This window comes from Microcystis sp. M015S2 (assembly GCF_020245945.1).
Lineage (GTDB): Bacteria > Cyanobacteriota > Cyanobacteriia > Cyanobacteriales > Microcystaceae > Microcystis.
On record NZ_JADBTX010000018.1, the window covers coordinates 91405 to 115332 of the forward strand.

Here is a 23928-nt window from a genome sequence, read left to right on the forward strand (position 1 = left end):
AAAACTGGATAAGTTTTATCAGAAAACCTTTGCTGGTTCTGTCTGAAGTAAATCCGATTTTTTCTGAACTGTTTGGACAAATATTGCCAAGATGAAAGCTGTCTTGATTTCTCGGAAAGAAACAGGTAAAGTGATGATTAAATCCTTTCCTGAAGATAACCACAAAATAGGGGATAAAGGGGTTAATTGTTGAGAGAAAGACGATAAAGTTAACGGGATATCGAGACTCAAACCCGCTTTCTTAATACTTTCTTTAGCAGACCAAATGCGAGTCGCTGCCATATTAAAATCCTCATGATTCTCTTGACTAATTACCTCCGCTAAATTAAAGGAATTTTCCCCTAATAAATCGCGCCACATCTGCCTATCACGGGAGATAATGGGTTCAAGATCACAGCCTGACGCACCCTTAAGCACAAGGGTTAAATCTTCGGCATGAGATACCGAAACCGTCTCGTTATCGCTTAATTCGGGCTTGCCATCCCCCCGACGCTGAATTACACTAGGGGATGAGGTTAACATCCCTAAACTGCGATCGCTTCTGACTCGTCTTTCTACCGTTGCATCCTGATCGAGAATTAAAGTTAAATCGACATTAGGCATCACCTCCTTAATCTTTCGTTCTAAATAACAGGGTAAAAGGGCTGGAATCCAGGGATCTTGAGGATTTCTGTGTTTAATCACCTTTAATTCCAATCCTTGCCACACTTCTAAGAGATTCCCCTCGTTATCCAATACCTCAAGATCATAGACAAAGGTATCTCCTTGATGCAGTCTTTCTTTGGCTGAAACAAACTGATTTTCGCCTAAATTGACAGAATATACCGTTAAGCGTTCTATGCCAGTGGGTAAAATAGTGGCATGGGGAACACAAGCTTGTAAAGCATGGATAACGGCATCTCTTGCCCCTGCATCGCCTAAAATCAGGGATTGAGGTAAATAACGACTAAACCAAGCAGTTTTTTGCTCAATCTTAATTTCTGCAATACATTCGGTTGCTTTGAGATGAGAATAACCCTTAATTCGTTGAAATCTTGCTTTATGGAACAATAAATGACCATATAAGTCCGTATCTGGGTTAATTTGAGGGTTATTTTTTCCTTCTTTAAGGGGGACAGGGGGGATCATTGGGCGACAGTCTGGCTCCCCCACAGAAGAATGGCTGATGATGGCTTCAAAATGATCGATACTAAACCCTGTATTGGCACAGCGAATAACGGCCTTAACCTTTCCAGAATCGGTGATTAAGGTAGCAATTTGTATCTTTAAGGGTTGATCGGCAGAAACCACGATCGGACGGTTAAATTTAACCGATTCAAACCTTAATCCTCCAGTTTCCCCCTTGTTAAGGGGGACGGAAGGGGGATCTTGGTTTTCCCCCTTGTTAAGGGTTTGATCCTCCTTCCTTGCTAAGGTGGGGAGTAATGCAGTGGCCACCTGCGCGATCGCTTCTAACCCCAGGACACCGGGGAAAATGTATTCTCCTTGATAAACATGATCTTGTAAATAAGGATCATTGTCTAAGGATAATTCTGCTTCAGTAATCAGTTCAATTCCCGTGTAATGAACTTTCTTTCTCTCTAAAAAGCGTAAAAAAGATAATTCTTGCGGTTTTAAGCTTAAAGTCGGAGGTTCACCAAAACGCCCGGCGATGATAACAGAGGCAGTGGGTAGGGATTGATTTAAAAGTAAATGTAAGTATTTAATGCCAATATCGGGAGAAATAGGGGTAATGCCTTCATTTCTTAGCTTTTCAACTGTTCCTAAACGTTCTCCCATGCCAATACCGGACCAAACCGACCATTCTAGGTTTAAACAGCGACAATTAGGGTATTTTCGACTAAATTCCGCTACAATATTCCCTAACCATTCATTGGCTAACCCATAGTCTGCTTCTCCTTTCAATCCAGTCTCGGCAATAATTGAACCGAAGCTGATTAAATAGTTGAGAGAATCGGGGTTAATTTCCGTTAAGATATGTTGCAAACCCTTGACTTTTGGGGCTAAAGTTGCTAAGAAATCTTCTGGTTCGAGATGTTGAATTAATTTCGGTGTATTAACCCCCGCACCGTGTAAAATTCCCGTAATTTCTCCTAAATTTGTCTTAATTTCGGCGATAGTTTGCTGAACTGACTCAGCATCACTGACATCACAGGAATAATAATGGACTTGGATGTTTGCAGACTTCATTCTCGCTAAATTTTCGGCTAATTCTCGGTTATCTTCAGGTTGAGAACGTCCTAAAATCGCTAAGGTGGCTTTATTTTCTTTAGCTAAGGATAAGGCACATTCTGAGGCAATACCTCTCCCTCCCCCCGTCACCAAAAGAAGCTCCTTGATTTTGCTTTTATTTGACCTTTTTAGGGCTTTTTTCTGCTTAGGGTTATCGGTATCTTTTTCTAACCCTAACAAGTTTAATTGACGAACAAACCGTTTTCCGTTTTCATCATAATAAACTTCTGTATAGCTATCGGTTGCAGTGATTTCTGAGAGAATGATATTAACTGCATTGGGATGATGAAAAGGAATATCAATGACACAGGTAGGAATTTGACGATTTTCTAGATAAAAAGTTCTCGCAAAGGACCCATATCCTCCTCCTTGTTGAATCAAAATCAAGGTTTTTTTCTCTTTTATAGATAATTTTGCCCCTTTTAAAAGCAAACCAATTTCTGATTCATCAGGATAGGGTTTTAAACAAATAATAATCCCTTTTTCCTGCTCATGCTTTAAGGTGGGTTGTAAAACAGATAAGTTAGGTAATAAAGGATGATCAGCATGGGCGATAATATGCCAATTTCCCGCTTTTTCTCGATTTATTTGCTTTTTATCTGATTTAATTAACGGTTTTTCGATTAATTCAACCGTAAACGCACGCACCCAATTATCAACACCCATAGGGATTGATTCTTGAGGAATTTGGGGATTATTTTTTCCTAATTCTTCTAAAGCTGCTGCTAGATCCTGAATAGTTGCATTGGCATAATCTGTCGGTGAATGGGGAGGAGATAAGTCTAACTGACGCGCTGCTTCGATCACTAATTGACTGACACTAATAGAATTAAGGTGCAGATCCGCCAACAAGCGATGATGATTTTCAATGGTTTCTAGGGGTAACTCTGTTTTTTGTGCGACTAATTGACGAATAACTTCAATTTTTGAGGTTTCAGGTTTCAGGTTTGAGGTATTAGGTTTGAGGTTTTGGCTATGATTAGGCAATAAAAGATCAATATTCTCTACTTTTGCCTGTTGACTTTTGCCCCTTGCCTTGATCTCACATGGATTGGCCATAAAATGGGGTTGATAGTCTAAATTAAAGGGACGACTAAATCTATCTTCAAATAACCCTTGATAGTTAACCTTGACACCATTAACAAACATCACTGCCACCGTTTTCAATAACCCTTGTAAAGACTCACTACTGCTATCGAGAGAAATTACGGGAATATCCGTTATATCTGCCACTAAACGGCTTAATATCGAACCAGAACCCACTTCAATGAATAAATCAACCTCTTTCTCTGCTGACTTGACTGCATCGATGAAGCGCACCGGTGAGGTCATTTGTTCTAACAAAAGCGAGCGCCAGTCGGTATTTAATGGCAATTTTTCGCCTGTTACGGTAGAAATAACCGTTTTTTGTAGGGAATTTAAGGGATAAGTTTGTAAATAATCTTCTAAGGGTTGCACAGCCCGGGCCACTAGGGGAGAATGGAAAGCGTGGGAGACAGGCAAATAAACGGTTTTAATGCCTTGATTTTGGGCTTTTTCAACAACATCTTTAATCCCTAAGGCCTCTCCTGAGATTATTGTCTGATAGGGTGAATTTAATCCCGCAATCTCAACGATACGTCCATTTAATAAACTTTTAACCGTTTCTGCATCGGCGTTAATGCTGGCCATTCTACCTGTTGGGTGGCCCAGTTGTGCCATTGCTTGACCGCGAATTTTAGCTAGATTAATTAATTGAGTCTTATCATAGGCATTTGCCCAAAATAAAGCGCATAATTCCCCTAAACTGTGTCCTATGGCTAAATCTGCTTTAATATTTAAGTTTTCTAAGAGTTGTAACCCCCCTAGGCAAGCCGTAATGATCGCCGGTTGAGCAATATTCGTCACCGTGTTATCCTTACCCTTGGCTAACTGAGCCTTGTTATATAATTGTTTAATCACAGGAAAACGTCTTTCCCAGAGTCCCCCATGAAGATAAACTGGTGCGGATTGCCCCGGAAAGAGAAAACCTATTTTATTGATCTGTTTTTCGTGATTGGTAAAGATATTATCTAAATTTTGACCGGCGGGGATCAACGAGCGCAAGCCTTGCGCTCCTACAAGGTGATTGGTTAAGCTATCGGGGGAAGATGCAATAATGGCCAGACGATAGGGTAAATGAGGATTTACCTTTTTCGCTAATTCAACGGCAAGATCGGTCATTTCTGACTGGGATATGCGAGGAACAATATTTAATAACCGATTAACCTGTGCTTGTAAGTCTTCTTGACTATTTGCACTCAATAGGAATAACTCCGCATCTTGGGGAGAATGGATTAATTTTTGTTCCTGTGGCGTTAGAGTGTGACGACGAATCTGACTTAATCCCTCGATGATAATATGACTATTAATGCCCCCAAAACCCATGGCACTCACTGCTGCCCGTAAAGGTAAGGAATTTGGCCAGATTTTCCCCTCTTTTAATACCTGTAATCTTGCCTTGTCTTCGGTTAACCGAGCCTGAGGGCGATCGCATCCCGTCACTGGTGGTAAAATTTGACGATGAACCGCCATAGTCGCCTTAATTAACCCTGCTATCCCTGCCGCCGCCTTAGTATGGCCAATATTCGCTTTAATTGAACCAATAACGGCTTTATTTACCGTATCTGGATGAATACGAGATAAGACTTCTAATTCGGTTCCATCACCCACCGCCGTTCCCGTACCATGGCCTTCAAAATAAGCTATAGTATCCCCCGTAAATTCAGCCCGTTTATAGGCGCGATTTAACGCCAATAACTGTCCTTCCACTTCTGGACGAGTAATTCCACCTTTGCCATCGGAAGAAATCCCCCAACCTTGAATAACAGCATAAATCCGTTTATTTTGGGCTAGGGCATCCTCATGACGCATTAACACCAAAAAACCGCATCCTTCCCCCGGAATAAACCCATTAGACCCTTGATCATACACTTTCATCTCCCCAGAGGCTAAGGCCCCCGTTTTGGCAAAACCCACCAACTCAAAAGGGTCCATACTAATATCCACACCCCCGACTAAAGCGATATCTAAATCTTCAGCTACTAAAGCCGAACAACCATTCGCTACTGCCAGTAAAGAGGAACTACAAGCCCCATCGACGATATATCCGCCCCCTTTTAAGTCAAAATAATTACAAATTCTCCCCGCTATCGTATTCGCGAGATTTCCCGCTAAAGACTCCTCTCCAATCGGTTCAAAGGGTTCTTTAAAGCGATTTTCTAATTCATTTAAGAAAATTTGCCGTTCTTTGTCCGATAATCCTTGTTTTAATAATTGTTCTTCTACCCTATGACGCACATAGGGCCAACGCAATCTTAGGGTATTAGCCCGCGATAACTCGCCTGTGAGAGTATTTCCCAGTAAAACCCCGGTTGTTTCTTTATTTAACCCCTTTCCGTCGGGAAATCCAGCATCATTCAACGCCTGAGACGCAATATCTAACGCTAACCAGTGGGTTAAATCAGCCGAACGAAAGGTACTCCCCACCACTTTATAAGCAATGCGATCGAATTCATAGCCCTCAATCACGGCAGCTTGAGTCGAATAAATGACATCGGGGGCGCTTTTATCGGGAGAATAGTAGTCACTTAACGATAATCGCTCTGAGGGAAAGCGACGAAATGCCCGACGCTGAGACAGGACATTTTCCCATAATTCCTGTGGAGAATCGGCATCAGGATAAAGACAAGCCATGCCAACAATAGCAATTTGAGGAGAAGCTTTCATAGTCAATGACCAGGAGAATGTTACTGTAGGGGCGTAAGGCTTACGCCCTTTTCATTTGTAGTTTGTAGCTAAAAGCTGTAGGGTGGGCTTTGCCCACAAAAACCCCATAATATATTGGTTAGGGAGTTGATAAAATGCCGGAAGCCTGTACTAGGGGTAATTTTGCTTTCAGGGGTTCAACCGCTAATATCAACCCTCTGAAACAACACACCAGCGTCAATCCGAAAAACATCCCAAAAACAACATGAAAGGACATCAAAATGCCATAAGCAACGGCTACAGATGCCCCGAAAATTATCTGCTCACGGGGGTTAATTGGTGTTGTTCCCGGATCCGTTACCATATAGAAGGTAAAGAGGACAAAAGCCACCCCTGTCATGGGTAATAGGGCGGGGATTAACGCTGTGTGAAAGATAGCACTTCTGAGGATTGCTTGTAAGATAAAAGCCCCTAACCATCCCGCAATTAAAGGCAATTTACGAGTAAAACGGGCATTTAAAAACGTTCCCGTACAAACAATTAAGACGGGTAAAATCCAATCTGCCCAACCGCTTAAATTCTCAGTAAACTGATAGGGGGGTGCGATGCCAATCCAAGGAAATAAGAGTAAGGTAACGCTAATACCAAAATTAGAAGGATTGAGAAAATGACGGGTTTTATCTGCCACTTTTAACCGAAAAATTGCTTTAGATCCGATAGCCACCGCTACTGCAAACATAATCGGAAATAAACGCTCATTAGCATAGAGTAACATAGCGATCGCTAATGAGGTAATATGGGCAGAAAGCAGAAAATCGACAAACTGACCGATACTTCCTAAATATCTAGGTTTAAAGCTATTTACCCCAGCATCAACGCTTTCTAATAATAATTCTACGCTGTAACCTGTTGCTAAAGCCACCAGAGGTTGCGCCCAAGATTGTTCAAATCCGAGGACAGTATGACCTAAAATATTGAGAAAGGTAATCGCTATGGCAAAGCGTCGTAATCCTGCTAAACGATTAGGTTGATAGGAAACAGTAGAACGCTCTACTGAAGAGCTAAAATAGGGAAGATTAAATAATTGAGTGGTCGTCATGGTTATTGTTGAAGATGAGTTAAAAGAAATTATCTTTCCCAAAAGTGATTTACTGAGTGATGAACCCCCTATGGAAACAGAGTTACATCTGCGTCAATTGATGCTTTTGATCCAATCACTAGAGTTATTATGGAAAGACCGCCAAGATTTCTATGCTTTTGGTAATCTGACTATTTATTACAGCCCTAATCAACGTAAATCAGAATATTTTAGGGGTCCTGATTTTTTTGTGGTTTTGGGAGTAGCAAGAAAACCGCGTAAAAGTTGGGTAGTGTGGGAAGAAGAGGGGAAATATCCCCATGTCATCATCGAGATTTTGTCTGATTCAACGGCAGAAACTGATCGAGGTCTCAAGAAAGAAATTTATCAGGAAACTTTCCGGACTCCTAACTATTTTTGGTTTGATCCCAATAGTTTAGAATTTAAGGGTTTTCAGTTGATGGTAGGAAAATACGAAGAAATTGCAGCGAATGAACAGGGCTGGTTATGGAGTCAACAGTTAGAATTATTTTTAGGGGTTCATGACAGCCAATTACGCTTTTTTACCCCTGAAGGTAAACTTGTTCCCACCCCTGAAGAAGTGGCAGAAAAGATGGCTCGGAAATTACAAGATTTAGGGATAGATTGGCGAGATTTGACTTAAGTTTGACCTGAAATCTCGCTCAAGCCAGCTGAACTGCAACTTATGAAGTAATCTGCCCAAATGCTACAGTTAGGCGTTTTTACCGCAACAATAAACAAAAATCGAGCTATATTTGCCAGTTCTCGACATGATTTGCTATACTCCAAGAAGTAACTACATTCTTCCTCAGCCCCCAATGGGGGGCTTTTTCTTGGTAAAAAAGAAGCGATCGAAGGCTTATTTTGGCTCTTTTTTGCCTTTAAATCCGACTATTGAGCTTAAACCTACCGCAATTAAGCCTAATACAGTTGAAGGTTCGGGTACTGGAGGAATATCAAAAACTCTAAGAAAACCATGAGTCTCTTCTGGCCCTGTAAATGGGATGGTCGTGATAGGTAAAAAGTTACCCGTGTTTGGACTAATACTCCAAGTACCACTCCCTATCAGTGTTGATGGACCAAAAGATGCTAACACCCCTCCATTTTCATCTTTAGCAACCGCTTTAACTGGTAGGTTTGCCTCCCAAGTATTATTATTGTTAATTGTAATGCTTCCGTCACTTTGGGCACCATTTAAGGTAATGAAAATGAATGATTGTCCACCACCAGGAAGACCAACAGGACTAGCCGATTTTACACTCAAAGCGATGATTTTTAGACCAACTGTACAAGAGTTTGGATTTAGATCGCCTAATCCCTCATCGAAGGTACAATCTCCAATTCTTTCAAGAATGGTATCAACAGGAAAACCTGGAAATGGGGCTGGAGTAATGGGAGATCCTTGAAGCGGAACGACACCTATACCAGGTATAGTAACAGTCGTATTTGAGGGATTTGTCTCAAAATAGTCGCGGCCTGCCTTTATATCTACAGCTTTCGCTCCTTCTGGCATCCCTAATAAAGCAACCCCCAAACCCACAGCACCAATGAGACCCGTAGTGACGGGTTTTAACCGAGTATTAATCATTTGACTGAAACTCCTTCGAGTAACTACATTCTTTCCTGCAATTCTACAGTAATAATTTTTCTTGTCAAGTTATAAATCAGGATAATTTATTAAGTTTTATTACACTATTTACCCGGGTAAGCGTAGCTCAAACGCTGTTGATAATTGGCTAATTTTGTCAGCCGCTTGCTGTGTAGGCATTTCAAATGATAGCAGTCAATCACAATAGTTACAAACTTGACCTATTTGGTCGATTGTTGCTTAACAATTGAGAGGGCAAATTCTACCCAAATATACCCAAATCGACCTCTAGGTTGATTTTGTCAAGGATTGTTAAGATGCGCTTGCCGTGACTATCTACACTTCCTATCCCTCCTCTGACAGAAAAGGGATAACAAAACCCATCAGCTATCCTTAGTTGATCTAGCAAAAAGCCTTGAGAATATAATAGAGATAAACAAGAGGAAAACCGATGATTACTATACGCAAAGCGGAGGAAAGAGGCCACGCTAACTATGGTTGGTTGGATACCTATCATACTTTTTCTTTTGCCCAATATTATGATCCCCAACAGATTAATTTTAGGAGTCTAAGAGTTATTAATGAGGATAAAGTGATTGGGGGAAAAGGATTTCACACCCACGGACACCACGATATGGAGATTTTAACCTATGTTTTGGAGGGAGAACTAGAACACCAAGACAGTCTCGGCACGGGTTCCGTGATTCGACACGGTGAAATTCAACGGATGAGCGCAGGAACAGGAATAAAACACAGTGAATTTAATCATTCTGCCACTAATCCCCTCCATCTTCTGCAAATTTGGATTATTCCCGACCCAAAAAACCTAGAACCCAGTTATGAACAAAAAGCGATCGCATTTTCTCCCCATACCTTACAATTAATCGCCTCTCCCACCGGTGCGGGTAATGCAGTCAAAATCCATCAAGATGTTAATCTCTATGCGGGAATTTTGCCCCTAGACCAGTCCCTCACCCATTCCTTAGATGTAGGTCGTTATGCCTGGTTACAGGTGGCTAGAGGGCAAATAACCCTAAATGGCGTGCATTTACGAGCGGGGGATGGAGCGGCAATTAGCGAGGAAACTTCTTTGGCTATTCAATCCCTAGAAGACTCGGAAATTTTGCTTTTTGACCTAGGGTAGTGGGGTTGAGTGAGTGTTAGGAACCCTAGGGGCTAAGTTTTGCCGCCAATTCCCCGGCCGACTTTTAGCCATCAATACTGTCCACCACGCTCAGAAAATCGTTGTGGATTAGCTCGGCGATAAAATTCTCCGGATCGGTGATGGGAACAGTAACGCCTTGGCTAGCTACCATCTGTGCGGCCATCCGAGTCATGAAGTCCTGTCTTGTTTCCGTCATTCTGCCCTGACATTGTTGTAATTTTTCCACCAATTCCAGTGGGGAATCGGCCACCAGTTTATATCCCTCGCGGGTGACATAAATTGTCATCTTTCCTACCTCCTAAATGATCGGGAACGAGAATTCGGCACTACTAAACCACTTCTTTTCTCGCTATCATTATTGCTAGTTAGTTAGTCCCATCCTCGTCCGTCTTTCCCTATTTCCACTATTTTTTCTGGCTTGTCGCCGGTTAATTATTATTATCGCCAAAATAAAGGGATAAATTTGTCAATCTTTGTAACGAGAAATCAAGAGAACCTGTTCTCACGGTATCGCCCCGAACCCTTGCGGGGAAATTTGTTACAATGAATACAAGGGAACTCCCCGCGCCAGCTCCCATCCCTAGTAAAAAATTGCCGGGGTAGGGAGCGGAAGCCAATAGTCCCGATCGGGACTATTGGTCAGAGTTCCCCGCTTCCTTTGGTTTTAGGGGGAAAAGCCATGAAATCTGGAACATTATTATCGCCCGATCGACCGCTGCCAGAATTTCTCTGGTCAGCTATCCAATACCGCTTTCCGGGAAAAGCGCTCGATGAGCTCAGCGTCCGCTACTATGAAAGCGTCGAGGATGTAGGATACGAGTATTTTAATGATCGGGTGTTGCCGGCCTGTAGCGATGAGCCTGTCGTCCGCTATCTTGTCCCGTTTATATCCTACGTCCGTCTAGGAGAAGCCTTAGTTTTGGATCGGCAAGATGGTCTTGTGGTTTACGAAACCGATCGAGATGTTCCCTGCACGGAAACTGGACCTTTCTGGTTGGTGACTCCTAAATCGCGCTGAAAAAGCCAACCCAAGTTAAGCAGCTGAATTGGGAAAACTTAATAGTTGAGACTCGACGGGTGGAGTCGGCAAGCAGCAAAACCCGTCGAATTTTTATAACGCTTGCGATCGCAACCAAGCCACGGGTAAATAGAGCATTTTCTTAGGTAAAGGCACGAAGGCACGACGGGCGAAGACATCATAATTATTTGCTTCAATTACGTCTAAAATGCCTTGATAAAGCAGTAAAGCCGCCCAAACTGGCCAACGGGAATCGGGATTAAGGGCGCGAATCCCCCTTTCGGCGGAATCGTAGTAATAACGGGCCCGCTCAATTTGGAAGCGCATTAACGCCTGCCAACGGTGATCATTAACCCCTTTGAGTAAATCGTCTTCGCTGTAGTTAAAACGATCTAAATCCTCTAAAGGTAGATAAATCCGCCCACGATGGACATCTTCCCCCACATCCCGCAAAATATTGGTTAATTGATTGGCAATACCGAGATCGATCGCTTCTTCTTGAGGGATATAGACGCTTTGATTGCGTCGCCAAGGAGCCGAGCGATCGCCATCTTCTAATCCTAGCACGGCGCTGGACATTAACCCCACCGTCCCCGCCACCCGATAGCAGTACAGTTTTAGTTCATCAAAGGTTTGATAACGACTGCGATAGAGATCCATCTGTTGCCCGGCGATCATATCCCGAAAGGGTTGGATATCCATGGGGAACTTTTCTAGAGTATCCACGAGAGCGACATCGGCATCCTCAAGGGCAACCCCAGAAAAGACTGTTTCTAGCTGTTTTTCCCATAAATCAAGGGTTTCAGGGGTAGTTAACCGGGCTTGGGGACCATCGACCAGTTCATCGGTACGACGACACCAGACATAAATTGCCCAGATCGCTTGACGTTTTGCTTTCGGCATCAGGAGAGTACCGAGATAAAACGTTTTAGAATACTTCTCTGTAATCCGGCGACAGAGTTCGTAGGACTCCGCAAGGGAGACGAGGGGTTTGGTGGGGTGGGTCGGTTTTGGCAATTGGAGCATTCTGCTGGGGCGGAATGATTGACTTAGATTAACGGCGAACTGTGGCTAATGATATAGCATTGTCTCACTCAAGGCCATTTTCGTCATTAGTCCCTAGCCAGAGAATTAACGAGCGCTGGACACTGGTGTAGATTGGGTTTTATTGGGGTTTAGCGGTGCTGCGGGGTGATCTTTGCTGATCACTGCTGCCGCTAATTTCCCCGATAAAACCGCTCCTTCCATGCTTCCTAAATATTTTTGCATGGTATAGTCACCGGCGAGATAAAAATTCTCGATCGGAGTTTTCTGGGAAGGTCGATAAGCTTGTCGGCCAGGGGTGGCTTTATAAACTGATCGGGGAGTTTTCACCAGATGATATTTTAACAATTGACTGGGATGATCGCCAGTAAAATGTTGGGGAAAGAGTTTTTCTAATTCTTTCATCGTGGCGGCGATAATTTCTTCATCGGATTTAGTAATCCAATCGTGAGCGGGAGCGAGAACTAATTCTAACATCGAGCGATCGGGGTTAGCGTATTCTTTACAGGTGTTGCTCATGTCAGCATAAACACTGAGTAAGGGCGAACGGGAGAATAATAAATGATCGATGTCGGTTAGTTTGCGATCAAACCAGAGGTGTAAATTAATGACGGGAACCCCTTCTAATCCTTCTAATTTTTGAAAGAATTTATCTTCTTGCCAACGCTTAGGCATCAAAACTTTTAAAGGATCTACAGGCATCGCCGAAACATAAATATCGGCTTCAAAAAGATAATCTTCCCCACCGTCTAAACCGCGCATTAAGAAGGCTTTAACTGTGCCGTCTTCATTTAAGAGTATCTCTTTTAAAGGGGCATTTAAGCGCACTTCGCCACCTCTAGAGCTGATGTAATCGACTAAAGGTTGGCAGAGTCTTTCCGTGGGTGAACCGTCGAGAAAAGCCATTTTTGAGCCGTTTTTCTCCTGTAAAAAGCGGTTGAGGGCTGTTAGTAGAATCGTGGCGGAAATCTCGTTAGGATCGATAAAGTTTAGGGCTTTCGACATAGCGATAAACACTTCTTTTTCTACCCTAGGCGGTATGTTTTGCTTCTCTAACCATTCCGACCAAGAATATTGATCCATCTCCTCGACGTAACTTTGGCCTTTAACAATGGCAGGAATTAAACCGAGTCCAAATTTAATTTTTTCCTCCCAAGTTAACATATCATTATTGCGAAGAATGGCAACAATACCGTTAATTGGGGCGGGAATATCTGGGAAGTCAAACCGCGAATAGGTCCCCGGTTTTTCCGGCTGATTGAAGATCATCGAGTGTTCTTTCCACTGTAGGCGATCTTCTATGCCTAATTCTTGGAATAATTGCAGCATATTGGGATAAGCACCAAAGAAGATATGTAAACCGGTTTCGTACCAGTCCCCATCGGCATCTTTCCAAGCGGCAATTTTTCCCCCTAATACATCGCGACGTTCCAGTACGATGGGCGTATGTCCCGCATCGACAAGGTATTTCGCACAAGATAATCCGGCTAGTCCCGCACCAGCGATCGCAACTCGCATCGTTTCCTATCTACTCTCTAATGTTTTGTCTCTATCACATTCGCTATTATACTTCACATTTCGTTACATTTTTTTCAGATTGTCGAGAAGGCGGTCGGCAGGAGACAGGAGATTATTTTTATTTATTCTCCCCCCGCAACGCGCACGAAGTGGTCTCCCCACTTCCTTGATAACTGCTGACTGCTTACTGATAACTGGTCACTGATAACTGCTTACTGGTCACTGATAACTGATAACTGATATTGTGATATGTAATTAGCTTAATTCGCTTACCTTTTTAGTTCACGCGTACACCCTCTTCAATCGATCGCTATGACTTTTCCCACTACGTCACCTCAAGTCTCGGAAATAGAGAATAATCGTGCTTGGCATAATTTAACTGGGGAACAAACCCTAGAAATACTGAGAACCAATGGGGAAACCGGCTTAATCGAGGCGGAAATTGTTAAAAGAAAGGATTTTTTCGGATTAAATGAACTAAAAGAAACGGGGGGACGTAGCCCGTTAATGATTTTATGGGAACAGTTTACTAACATTATGTTAGTGATGCTGATCGCCGTGGCGGTGGTTTCGGCAGTTTTGGATCTGAAAAAAGGGGAATTTCCCAAAGACGCGATCGCTATTTTTACAATTGTTATTTTAAACGGTATTTTAGGATATTTACAGGAAAGTCGGGCAGAAAAGGCATTAGCAGCCCTTAAGCAGTTATCCTCGCCCAAAGTTAGAGTTATTCGTAATGGTAGCACCTTTGAAGTGACGGCCAAGGAACTTGTCCCCGGGGATATCATGTTACTGGAAGCGGGGGTACAAATTGCCGCCGATGGCAGATTATTAGAAGCACAAAACCTGCAAATTCGCGAAGCTGCCCTCACGGGGGAAGCGGAATCGGTGAATAAACAAGCACAGAAGGTTTTACCAGAAGATGCCTCTTTGGGCGATCGCATTAACCTCGTCTATCAGGGTACAGAAGTAGTACAGGGACGGGGGAAAGTGGCGATTACCAAGACGGGAATGGATACGGAAATCGGTAAAATCGCCGCTTTGTTGCAAGGAGTAGAAAGTGAACCAACTCCCCTACAGCAGCGAATGTCGCAGTTAGGTAACGTTTTAGTGAGTAGTTCCCTAGCTTTAGTGGCTGTAGTCGTGCTTGGTGGCGTAATTCGCTTTGGTTGGCAGTTTTTTGAATCATTCCTCGAAACTTCCCTCAGTATGGCTGTGGCCGTTGTTCCCGAAGGTTTACCGGCAGTGGTAACGGTGACTTTGGCAATTGGAACCCAAAGAATGGTGAGAAGACAAGCTTTAATTCGTAAATTGCCGGCAGTGGAAACCTTAGGCTCGGTAACGACGATTTGCTCCGATAAAACCGGAACTTTAACTCAAAATAAAATGGTGGTGCAGAAAGTCAATACTTCCGGGCAGACAATTACTGTCACAGGGGAAGGTTACGCGCCCATCGGTGAGTTTAATGGTGCTAGTGAAAGTGATCCCGAACTACAGGCAATTTTAACGGCTTGTGTGCTGTGTAATGATGCACTTTTGCAAAATAAAGCTCAAGAATGGTCAATTTTAGGCGATCCCACCGAAGGAGCTTTACTGACGTTAGCGGGTAAAGGAGGACTATATCGGGAAGCATTGGCACCAAAAAGCCCTCGTTTAGGCGAATTTCCCTTTTCTTCCGAAAGAAAGAGAATGTCAGTAATCTGTGAGAATGCCCAGTTAGGTTTGGGGGATTCTGCCTATTTAATGTTTACCAAAGGATCACCGGAATTAATTCTCGAACGTTGTTCTCTGATCCAAGTTGGGGCGGAAAGTCAACCCTTAACATCTGAACAAAGAAGCCGTATTTTGGCACAAAATGACGAAATGGCGGGTAATGGCCTACGAGTCTTAGGTTTTTCCTATAAACCGATGACAGAAGTGCCAGAAGCGGAAAGAGAAGATAGTGAGGAACAATCCCTGGTTTGGTTGGGATTGGTGGGAATGCTCGATGCACCCCGCAAAGAAGTTAAAGAAGCGGTTGCTCTCTGTCGTCAAGCGGGAATTCGTCCGATTATGATTACCGGGGATCACCAATTAACGGCCAAGGCGATCGCCATTGAATTAGGCATTGCTGCTGCCGGGGAGCGAGTAATCACGGGTAAAGAATTAGAAAAAATGTCTCAGAATGACCTAGAGGCAGAGGTAGATGGTGTGAGCGTCTATGCTCGCGTTTCTCCCGAACATAAGCTGAGAATCGTCCAAGCCCTGCAAAAACGGGGCAAATTTGTCGCCATGACGGGGGATGGAGTCAATGATGCTCCGGCACTAAAACAAGCGGATATCGGCATCGCCATGGGGATTACGGGAACCGATGTCAGCAAAGAAGCCAGCGATATGATTTTGCTGGATGATAATTTTGCCACCATCGTCGCTGCCACCGAAGAGGGGCGCGTGGTTTACAGTAACATTCGGCGCTTTATTAAATACATTCTCGGCAGTAATATTGGCGAGGTTTTAACGATTGCGGCGGCTCCGCTGCTCGGTTTAGGCGGTGTACCCCTTTCTCCCTTGCAAATCCTCTGGATGAACCTTGTCACCGACGGTTTACCGGCTCTGGCTCTGGCAATGGAACCCGCTGAACCTAATGTGATGAAACGTCCACCTTTTAGCCCCCGGGAAAGCATTTTCGCCCGCGGTTTGGGTTGGTATATGATTCGCATCGGTGTGGTGTTTGCGATTCTGACCATTATTATGATGGCTTGGGCTTACCAATATACTCAGGCAACCCCCGAAATCGGAGATCCCGGACGCTGGAAAACCATGGTATTTACTACCCTCTGTTTAGCACAAATGGGTCATGCTTTAGCGGTGCGTTCCCATACCCAGTTAGCTGTGCAAATGAATCCCTTCTCTAATCCTTACATTATCGCCGCCGTGGGCTTGACAACGATCCTACAATTGTTGTTAATTTATGCTCCTCCCCTACAAAACTTCTTCGGCACTCAATGGATTAGTGGCACAGAATTATTAATCTGTTTTGGATTTAGCGCCTTAATGTTTGTTTGGATTGAGTTAGAGAAGTTATTTATTCGCTGGTTCATGACGAAAAAATAAATCAATGCCAACACCAATTATTCTGACTTTAACGGTTTTAGTCGTTGCTTTAGTCGCTTTCGTGGCGGAATGGCTACCGGTAGATTTAACCGCTTTATGCGTGGCGATTGTCCTGATTCTTTTGGGTTTAGTTACTCCCGAAGAAGGTATCGCCGGATTTAGTAGTTCTGCCACGGTGACAGTGATGGCGATGTTTGTACTTAGTGCCGGAATTACCCGCACGGGAGTGATTCAAGTGATTCGCGATCGCTTGTTGGTTTGGGGGGGCAAAAGTCCCCACCAACAGGTATTTGTCCTAGGGGCATTAGTGGGGCCGATTAGTGCTTTTATTAATAACACGGCAGTGGTGGCGATCTTTTTACCCATCGTCGAAGATTGGTGTAAAAAACAAAAAATTTCCCCTTCTAAGTTATTAATTCCCCTTTCCTACGCGACGGTTTTAGCGGGGATGATTACCGTGGTGGGGACTTCTACTAACATTCTCGCTAGTGGTATTTCTGCCAAGCTGGGTTATGGGGAATTTAGCTTATTTCAATTCACTGCTTTAGGATTAGTCACTTTTTTGGCAGGTTTGATTTATTTAACAATTTTTGCCCCGAAATTACTACCCGATCGCAAATCTTCCACCGGGGAATTTTTAGAGGATGATTATGGTTCTAAAGTATATCTGAGTGAGGTAATTATTAGCCCTCGTTCTAATCTTATCGGTCAAACTTTATCTCAAAGTGGACTACAAAGAAAGTTTAATTTTGATGTGTTGGAATTAATCAGAAATAAGGTACATTTATCCCAACCTTTAGCCGATAAAGTTCTCAATGCTGGCGATATTTTAATCGTTCATAGTAGTCGGGAAGAACTATTAAAAATTAAAGATGAACGAGGCTTAGAAATCTTTGCCGATGTCAAATTTCAGAAAGGAGATATTGAATCGACAATTACTACAGGTGAGGAAAAATTAGCCGAGGTTTTGATTCTCTCTAATTCCCGTTTAATTGGGACAACTTTAAAAGATTTGAAATTCCGTCAGCGTTATAACGCAACGGTTTTAGCGATTCGGCGTGGTTCAGAATTACTACAAGGAAGATTGGGGAAAATTCCTTTAAAGTTTGGCGATTTGCTCTTGGTTCAAGGACCAAAACAGAGTTTTATTGGCTTACAAACCACGCGAGAATTATTAGTCTTAGAAGAAAAAGATATCGAATCCCTGCGAAAGGACAAGGGGATTATTGCTTTAATAATTACTTTGTTAGTGATTATTATTGCTGCTTTTGATATTCAACCAATTCTCGTCACCAGTTTAGTTGGGGTGGTTTTAATGGTAATTACTGGCTGTCTAAAACCGGGGGAAGTCTATGGTTCCATTCGTTGGGATATTATCTTTTTATTAGCGGGTTTAATTCCCCTGGGTACTGCCATGGATAACTCGGGAACGACTAAATGGTTAGCAGATAATTTAGTGGCTATCGGCGGCCATCTTTCGGGGTTTTGGATCTTAGTTTTCTTCTATCTAATTACCTCATTTTTGACTGAAATCCTCTCTAATAACGCCGCCGTGGTTTTAATGATTCCCGTCGCCGTGGAAGTGGCGAAAACTTTGGGTTTAAATCCTTTGGCTTTTATGTATGCTGTCACCTTTGCTGCTTCTAATAGTTATCTAACACCGATTGGCTATCAAACTAACACCATGGTTTATGCACCAGGCGGCTATAAATTCCTCGATTTTACCCGTTTGGGTGCACCCCTAAATTTAATTTTGACGATTTTAACCCCAGTTTTAATCGTGGTGTTTTATGGCTTGAAATAAAGAAAGAGATCGAAGATTCTTCGAGCTCTAAAAAGAATTTGATAGTAGTCAAAACTATTTCGATTCAGCGAAGCGTTTACGCAGGGATTCGGCCCGCTTTTTCGCTACGGTATTATTAGGATCAAATTTGAGAGTTTCTTCGTAGGTTTCGAGAGCTTTTTTAGCCATTTGTTTCTTTTCGTAAACATTGCCAAGATTATTGAGAGCGATCGAGTATTCAGGATAAAGTTTAATTGCTTCTTTGTAGTTACGAATCGCTAATTCTAATTGTTCTTGGGCAAAATAAGAAAAACCAATCGCATTGTAGATTAGGGCTTGATTTTCTGGTTCGATGCTTTCTTCCCCAGAGATTTTTAAAGCCTTTTGTAGTAAGCTCAATGCTTGAACATAGAGTTTTTTATCGAGATAGAGACTCCCTAACTCATAGTAATCTTTAGCTGTACCTTTTTCGTTTTGCAATTTCTTTTGTAGCTTGTTAAAAGTTCCTTCCACTCGACGGGTTTTAAAGATTTGCACGATGACAAAAATTCCTAAACCGATCACGAAAATTAGCAATCCAGAAACGTAAATAAGCGGCAGGGTATCTTCCATAATTAGCGATCGAGCAATTAATATTTTTATACTTATTCCCCCAAATTATAGCAGGATTTAGTCAGTGATCAGTGATCGCCGCTCAGATGTGAGTTTTCAGTTCACTGTTCACTGTTCATTGCTCACAGCAAAAAACTCCCTTCTCCCCACTTCATAATTCATAATTCATAATTTATAATTTCCACACCCTATCTCCCCATTTCGCGAATTCTCTGGGGGAGTCCCCAATAGTTCACCCGTTCTACTAACCAGCCGGAGGATTCTAGCCGCTCGATCGCTTGATTGACGCGTTCTCGGAGACTTTGGTACTGTAAACCTTTAGGGAGAACGACTCCTAGAGCGATCGCCCCCAACTGGATCGGTAATTGACGATAATTGGGGAATTGCTGCACCCAACCAGTTAAAAGGCTATTATCAGCCGCAAAAGCGTCTATTTCCCCCGTTTCCAGTAAATTTAAAGCTTCTTGATAGGAAGCAACCCCGCGCAGGGTAGCGTTAGGTAAATGGGAACGCACAAGGGCGATTGTCGTCGAGCCGTTGAGTACGGCGATTCTAGAATTAGCTAGGTCTTCTAAACGCTGAAATTGCAGGTTTTTTGTCACAAAACCACTGCTATCGAGGTAATAAAAGGGGCTAAAATCCACGAGACGCTGACGTGCGGGAGTAATCGCCACACGAGCGATCGCCAAATCCACCCGATCATCAATAACCACCTGTAAACGTTCTTGATTACTAACGGGTTTGAGAATAATAGCACTGTCAGAACCGAGAATTTCTTCAGCTAGACGTTTAGCGATGTCGATTTCCAATCCTTGCAGATTGCCCTGAGAATCAAGGAAAGCGAGGGGAGGGAGATTATTTTTGACAGCGACAATTAATTTTCCCCGGCGTATAATTGTATCGAGATCGGCGCTAAAACTTGGGGCTACACCTAAGAGCAAAAAACCAAGAATAAATAACAAATTTTTCATACTGTTTTACCTAGACTAACTCGATTTCTACCTTGATTTTTAGCGGCGAACATAGCACGATCCGCCCGCTCGATCACCTCTTCCAGATTATTATCTTGAGTGCTAAATGTTGCCACACCAATACTAGCAGTAACTCGCACTTTTTGTCGATCAATTTCAATATTTAACTTATTAATTACTTGACAAATGCGCCGGGCTAAGGTTTCGGCATCCTCAAGATTAGTTTCTGGGAGAATAGCGACAAATTCCTCGCCCCCAAAGCGCCCAAAACTATCCACTTGACGCAGACAGTTTTTAATTGCCCCAGCCACAGTAATTAAAGTTTTGTCTCCTAGGAGATGACCAAAGGTATCGTTAATATGTTTAAAATAGTCCATATCGATGACTAACAGTGAAAAATAACGATGATAACGATGACATCGTTGAAATTCTTTCTCGCCCAAGGAGAGAATCTCTCGACGATTATTGACCCCGGTTAGGCTATCAGTTCTGACTAGCTTTTCTAGTTGAGAGTTGATATTTTTAAGTTCTTCTTGAGTTTTTTTCATTTCTAAATGAATTTTAACTCTGGCTAACAGTTCCCAACTATGAAAGGGTTTATTTATATAGTCCACAGCCCCAGAATTAAAAGCATTGATAATATCTTCTTTTTTGTTACTATCTGTTACAAAAATAATCGGGATATGAGCGTATAAATTATCACTTTTTAGCCTTTTACAAACTTCTATACCCCCTATTTCTGGCATCATTAAGTCAAGAAGAATTAGGTCAGGATTAGCAGTTTTTACTCGTTCTATTGCCTGTTGAAAACTACTAGCAAAAATGGTGGCATAACCAGCAGAATTAAGAATCTCCAGAGCCAATTGGAGATTTTGACTGACATCATCAACCAATAAAACTAGACAGTCTTCAGGACGAAATTTAATCATCACCAGTAGGTATAATTAATCAAGTTAAGAACAAAATAGAGATACAATTATTAGTGATACAGCATTTCTCATAAAGATGAAGTATGATGGGATCGGGAATCACCCCCAAAGGTCAAGCTGTCCCTAGTTTATAGAAGTCCGCTTTTTTCGACTAGAATAAAAAAAGCCAGCCAGAATAGCCACAATTAAGAAAATTTCTCCTCTTAGACTTGACGTGAAAGAGTCCCTCAACCCTACTTCTTTGGATCTCAAAACCATTTTTCCCTTTAAACTCGACGACTTCCAGCAATCGGCGATCGCCGCTCTCGCCGCCGGTAAATCAGTGGTTGTCTGCGCTCCCACGGGTTCCGGCAAAACTTTAATCGGAGAATACGCTATCTATCGCGCCCTAGAAAGGGGCAAACGGGTTTTCTACACCACTCCCCTGAAAGCTCTTTCTAACCAAAAATTCCGGGATTTTCAAGAAAAATTCGGTCGTACCCCCACCGATGGCGATGAGGATTCCCCGCTGCTGTTTGCCGAAGTGGGATTGATTACCGGCGATGTGGTGATCAATCCCTCAGCATTAATTGTAGTCATGACTACAGAAATTTTTCGCAATATGCTGTACCAAACTCCGATCGGTGAGGTAGGCACTTCCCTAGAAAACGTGGAAACCCTGGTTCTCGATGAATGTCACTATATCAGCGATCGAGGTCGTGGCACCGTTTGGGAAGAATCAATTATCTACTGTCCCCCTAGTATCCAATTAGTCGCCCTCTCCGCCACCATTGGCAACCCGGGGGAACTCACCGACTGGATTAACTGGGTGCGGCAACTGCCCCAATCCGGCGACAATCAGCAGACCTCCAGCTGCGAGCTAATTAACTCCGATTTTCGCCCCGTCCCCCTGCGCTTTTATTTCGCCAATAAAGAGGGATTATTCCCACTGCTCGACCCAAAACAGAGCAAAGTTAACCCGAAACTACGCTCAAAAGTCGGCCACGGCAAACCCCGACGCTTAAAACGAGAAGATTGTCCCACCATCGCCTCGATTGTCACCACTCTGCGGGACAAGGATATGCTCCCGGCTATTTACGTCATTTTCAGCCGCAAAGGTTGCGATCAGGCGATTCGAGAGCTAAAAAACCTCAATCTCGTTAATCCAGAAGAAGCTAGAGCCATTTACTACCGGTTACTCATTTTCTTCCTGGAAGATAATCCCAATCTGCAAGAACTGACCCTTTCCTTCTTTGCCGTCGAAAATCCGCCCCTACACCAAAAATTACTGGCTTTTTTCGCTAATAACCCCCAGTCTGACGAGCAACTCCTCAGCCTCTTAACCGCCGACCCCGAGACGAAAAATCAACTATTTGAATTCCTGGCCAGTGCTTCCCAATTGGTGCGCGCCGACCAAGTGGAACCCCTCACCCGGGGCTGTGGTGTTCACCATGCCGGGATTTTACCCCTCTGGAAAGAATTAGTCGAACAACTCTTTGAAGCCGGTTTAATTAAGGTGGTTTTTGCCACCGCTACCCTCTCGGCCGGGATTAATATGCCCGCCCGCACCACCGTCATCTCGGCCCTCTCCAAGCGCACCGATGATGGTCATAGTATGCTGACTCCCTCGGAATTTGTCCAGATTGCCGGCCGGGCCGGTCGCCGGGGAATGGACGCGGTCGGCCATGTGGTGACAGTACAAACGCCCTTTGAAGGGACAAAAGAAGCGGCTTTTCTGGCCACCGCCCAACCGGAACCCCTGCAAAGCTGTTTTGCGCCCAGTTACGGCATGGTCTTAAATCTCCTGCAAAAACACAGTCTAGAGGAGGTAAAAGACCTCTTAGAGCGCAGTTTCGCGGAATATCTCGCTCGTTTGAAGTTAAGCCCCGAACGACAACAGATTACTGCCTTAACCACCGAATTAGCTAAGTTGGATATGGAGTTAGCCGGTATCGAGCGGGAGCAGGTCTTCAGTTACGAAAAGCTACGGGAAAGACTGCGGGAAGAAGAAAGACTGTATAAAATCCTCGCTAGTCAGTCAGAGGCACAGAAAAGACAGGAAATACATCTAAAATTGCCGAATATTCCCGTCGGAACTATCCTCCATCTCAAGGGCAAACATATTAAGGTCCCCGCCCCCGTCCCCGCTATCTTTGTCAATACCCTGCACGGAGCCGGTCAGGTGCGAACCCTTGTTTGTTTAGGCAGTGATAATCGCTGGTATTTAGCCGCCTATGCCGATATTAGCGAGATCGATCGAGGTTTTCTCCCTCCTGCGGCATTAGGCGAACTGATACCCCCTTCCCTAGAAGCTGTTTCCCTCGGGGGGTGGCGCAAGGGTGAGGAAAATACTCAGGCGATCGCCGATTTCATCCCCCAACAAGTGCAGGGCATCCCACCGGTGGTGGAACTGGAAACACAGGCACAAAGAATTGAAATTGTCAATAGTCAAATTGCTGCTCATCCCCTGCAAAAACGCAAAAATCCGGGACGATTGATGAAATTATACTACGATCGAGAGATTGCTCGCGATAAGTTACACAAGACCCAGATTAAATACCAAAAACAACAATCGCGTAAATCCTACTACTGGGAAGAATTTCTGAATCTAATCGAGATTTTGCGAGAATTCCAAGCATTAGAGGTTTATTTGCCCACTCCCCTCGGAGAAGCGGCGGCCACTATTCGCGGGGAAAATGAACTCTGGTTAGGATTAGCGATGATGTCCGGAGATTTGGACAGATTGACTCCTAGCCAACTAGCCGCCGCCATCAGCGCCATGATTACGGAACCCCCTCGCCCCGATACTTGGTGCAATTACCCGCCTGTGCCAGAAGTTATCGATATTTTGCGGCAAGGAGAAGGAAATTCCCCTGGTCTGCGAGAAGTTCGCCGTTTACTCTATCAAGCTCAATCTCGCTACGATATCACCATTCCCGTCTGGTTAGAAACCCAACTGATGGGGATTGCCTCCCGTTGGGCCCAGGGGACATCCTGGCCGGAATTGTGCGAAAATACTAGCCTCGATGAGGGAGATCTAGTGCGATTATTACGGCGCACCGTCGATGTTCTCTGGCAAATTCCCCAAATTCCCCGAGTTTCCCAAGTCCTTAAAGATAATGCCCGTCTCGCCGTCACAGCCATGAAGCGCTTTCCTTTATAATATTGATC

General features: G+C 43.6%; 14 protein-coding genes and 1 pseudogene. 6 read left to right on the forward strand and 9 right to left on the reverse strand.

The window, feature by feature from the left end; all coding sequences use genetic code 11:
• Nucleotides 1-18: 18 nt before the first annotated feature.
• Together IM473_RS04435 and IM473_RS04440 are read right to left on the reverse strand one after the other, a co-directional pair.
• The gene (locus IM473_RS04435; RefSeq protein WP_287658810.1) at nt 19-5979 is read right to left on the reverse strand and encodes a type I polyketide synthase; all 5961 of its coding nucleotides are present in this window, start codon (nt 5977-5979) and stop codon (nt 19-21) included.
• 118 nt (nt 5980-6097) lie between these two features.
• Nucleotides 6098-7057 (reverse strand): enediyne biosynthesis protein UnbU, encoded by a 960-nt coding sequence (locus IM473_RS04440; protein WP_287658811.1) that lies wholly within the window; start codon nt 7055-7057, stop codon nt 6098-6100.
• Between IM473_RS04440 and IM473_RS04445 the strand changes: the two genes are divergently transcribed.
• Entirely contained in the window at nt 7056-7700 is a 645-nt protein-coding gene (locus IM473_RS04445) for a Uma2 family endonuclease (protein WP_287658813.1), read from the forward strand. The genes IM473_RS04440 and IM473_RS04445 overlap by 2 nt on opposite strands.
• Before the next feature lie 216 nt (nt 7701-7916).
• On the opposite strand, the gene IM473_RS04450 is transcribed toward IM473_RS04445, so the two are convergent.
• Nucleotides 7917-8645, reverse strand: a complete 729-nt coding sequence (locus IM473_RS04450; RefSeq protein ID WP_287658814.1) for a PEP-CTERM sorting domain-containing protein — start codon at nt 8643-8645, stop codon at nt 7917-7919.
• 451 nt (nt 8646-9096) lie between these two features.
• On the opposite strand from IM473_RS04450, the gene IM473_RS04455 reads away from it, so the two are divergent.
• Nucleotides 9097-9789: a pirin family protein gene (locus IM473_RS04455; RefSeq protein ID WP_287658815.1), complete on the forward strand. Its 693-nt coding sequence runs from the start codon at nt 9097-9099 to the stop codon at nt 9787-9789.
• 64 nt (nt 9790-9853) lie between these two features.
• Here IM473_RS04455 and IM473_RS04460 read toward each other — a convergent pair whose 3' ends face one another.
• Nucleotides 9854-10096 (reverse strand): hypothetical protein, encoded by a 243-nt coding sequence (locus tag IM473_RS04460; protein WP_002762569.1) that lies wholly within the window; start codon nt 10094-10096, stop codon nt 9854-9856.
• 257 nt (nt 10097-10353) lie between these two features.
• Between IM473_RS04460 and IM473_RS04465 the strand changes: the two are divergent.
• Nucleotides 10354-10828 (forward strand): annotated as a pseudogene (locus IM473_RS04465) (hypothetical protein).
• A gap of 93 nt (nt 10829-10921) precedes the next feature.
• Here IM473_RS04465 and crtB read toward each other — a convergent pair.
• Both crtB and pds read right to left on the reverse strand, forming a co-directional pair.
• Nucleotides 10922-11854, reverse strand: coding sequence for a 15-cis-phytoene synthase CrtB (crtB, locus tag IM473_RS04470; RefSeq protein WP_287658818.1), 933 nt, complete (start codon nt 11852-11854; stop codon nt 10922-10924).
• Nucleotides 11855-11959: 105 nt separating this feature from the next.
• Nucleotides 11960-13390, reverse strand: a complete 1431-nt coding sequence (pds, locus tag IM473_RS04475) for a 15-cis-phytoene desaturase (protein ID WP_287658820.1) — start codon at nt 13388-13390, stop codon at nt 11960-11962.
• Nucleotides 13391-13702: 312 nt separating this feature from the next.
• On the opposite strand from pds, the gene IM473_RS04480 reads away from it, so the two are divergent.
• A complete protein-coding gene (locus IM473_RS04480) occupies nt 13703-16483 on the forward strand; it encodes a cation-translocating P-type ATPase (RefSeq protein ID WP_287658821.1) in 2781 nt (926 codons plus the stop codon).
• A 4-nt stretch (nt 16484-16487) separates the two neighbouring features.
• A complete protein-coding gene (locus tag IM473_RS04485; RefSeq protein WP_287658822.1) occupies nt 16488-18287 on the forward strand; it encodes an SLC13 family permease in 1800 nt (599 codons plus the stop codon).
• Nucleotides 18288-18341: 54 nt separating this feature from the next.
• On the opposite strand, the gene IM473_RS04490 is transcribed toward IM473_RS04485, so the two are convergent.
• The 3 genes from IM473_RS04490 to IM473_RS04500 form a co-directional block, all read right to left on the reverse strand.
• The gene (locus IM473_RS04490; RefSeq protein ID WP_287658823.1) at nt 18342-18878 is read right to left on the reverse strand and encodes a tetratricopeptide repeat protein; all 537 of its coding nucleotides are present in this window, start codon (nt 18876-18878) and stop codon (nt 18342-18344) included.
• Nucleotides 18879-19066: 188 nt separating this feature from the next.
• Nucleotides 19067-19849: a transporter substrate-binding domain-containing protein gene (locus IM473_RS04495; protein WP_287658824.1), complete on the reverse strand. Its 783-nt coding sequence runs from the start codon at nt 19847-19849 to the stop codon at nt 19067-19069.
• Entirely contained in the window at nt 19846-20778 is a 933-nt protein-coding gene (locus IM473_RS04500) for a GGDEF domain-containing response regulator (protein WP_287658825.1), read from the reverse strand. Before IM473_RS04500 ends, IM473_RS04495 begins: the two co-directional genes overlap by 4 nt.
• Nucleotides 20779-20992: 214 nt before the next feature.
• Here IM473_RS04500 and IM473_RS04505 point away from each other — a divergent pair, with 214 nt between their 5' ends.
• A complete protein-coding gene (locus IM473_RS04505; RefSeq protein WP_287658827.1) occupies nt 20993-23920 on the forward strand; it encodes a DEAD/DEAH box helicase in 2928 nt (975 codons plus the stop codon).
• Nucleotides 23921-23928: the final 8 nt, after the last annotated feature.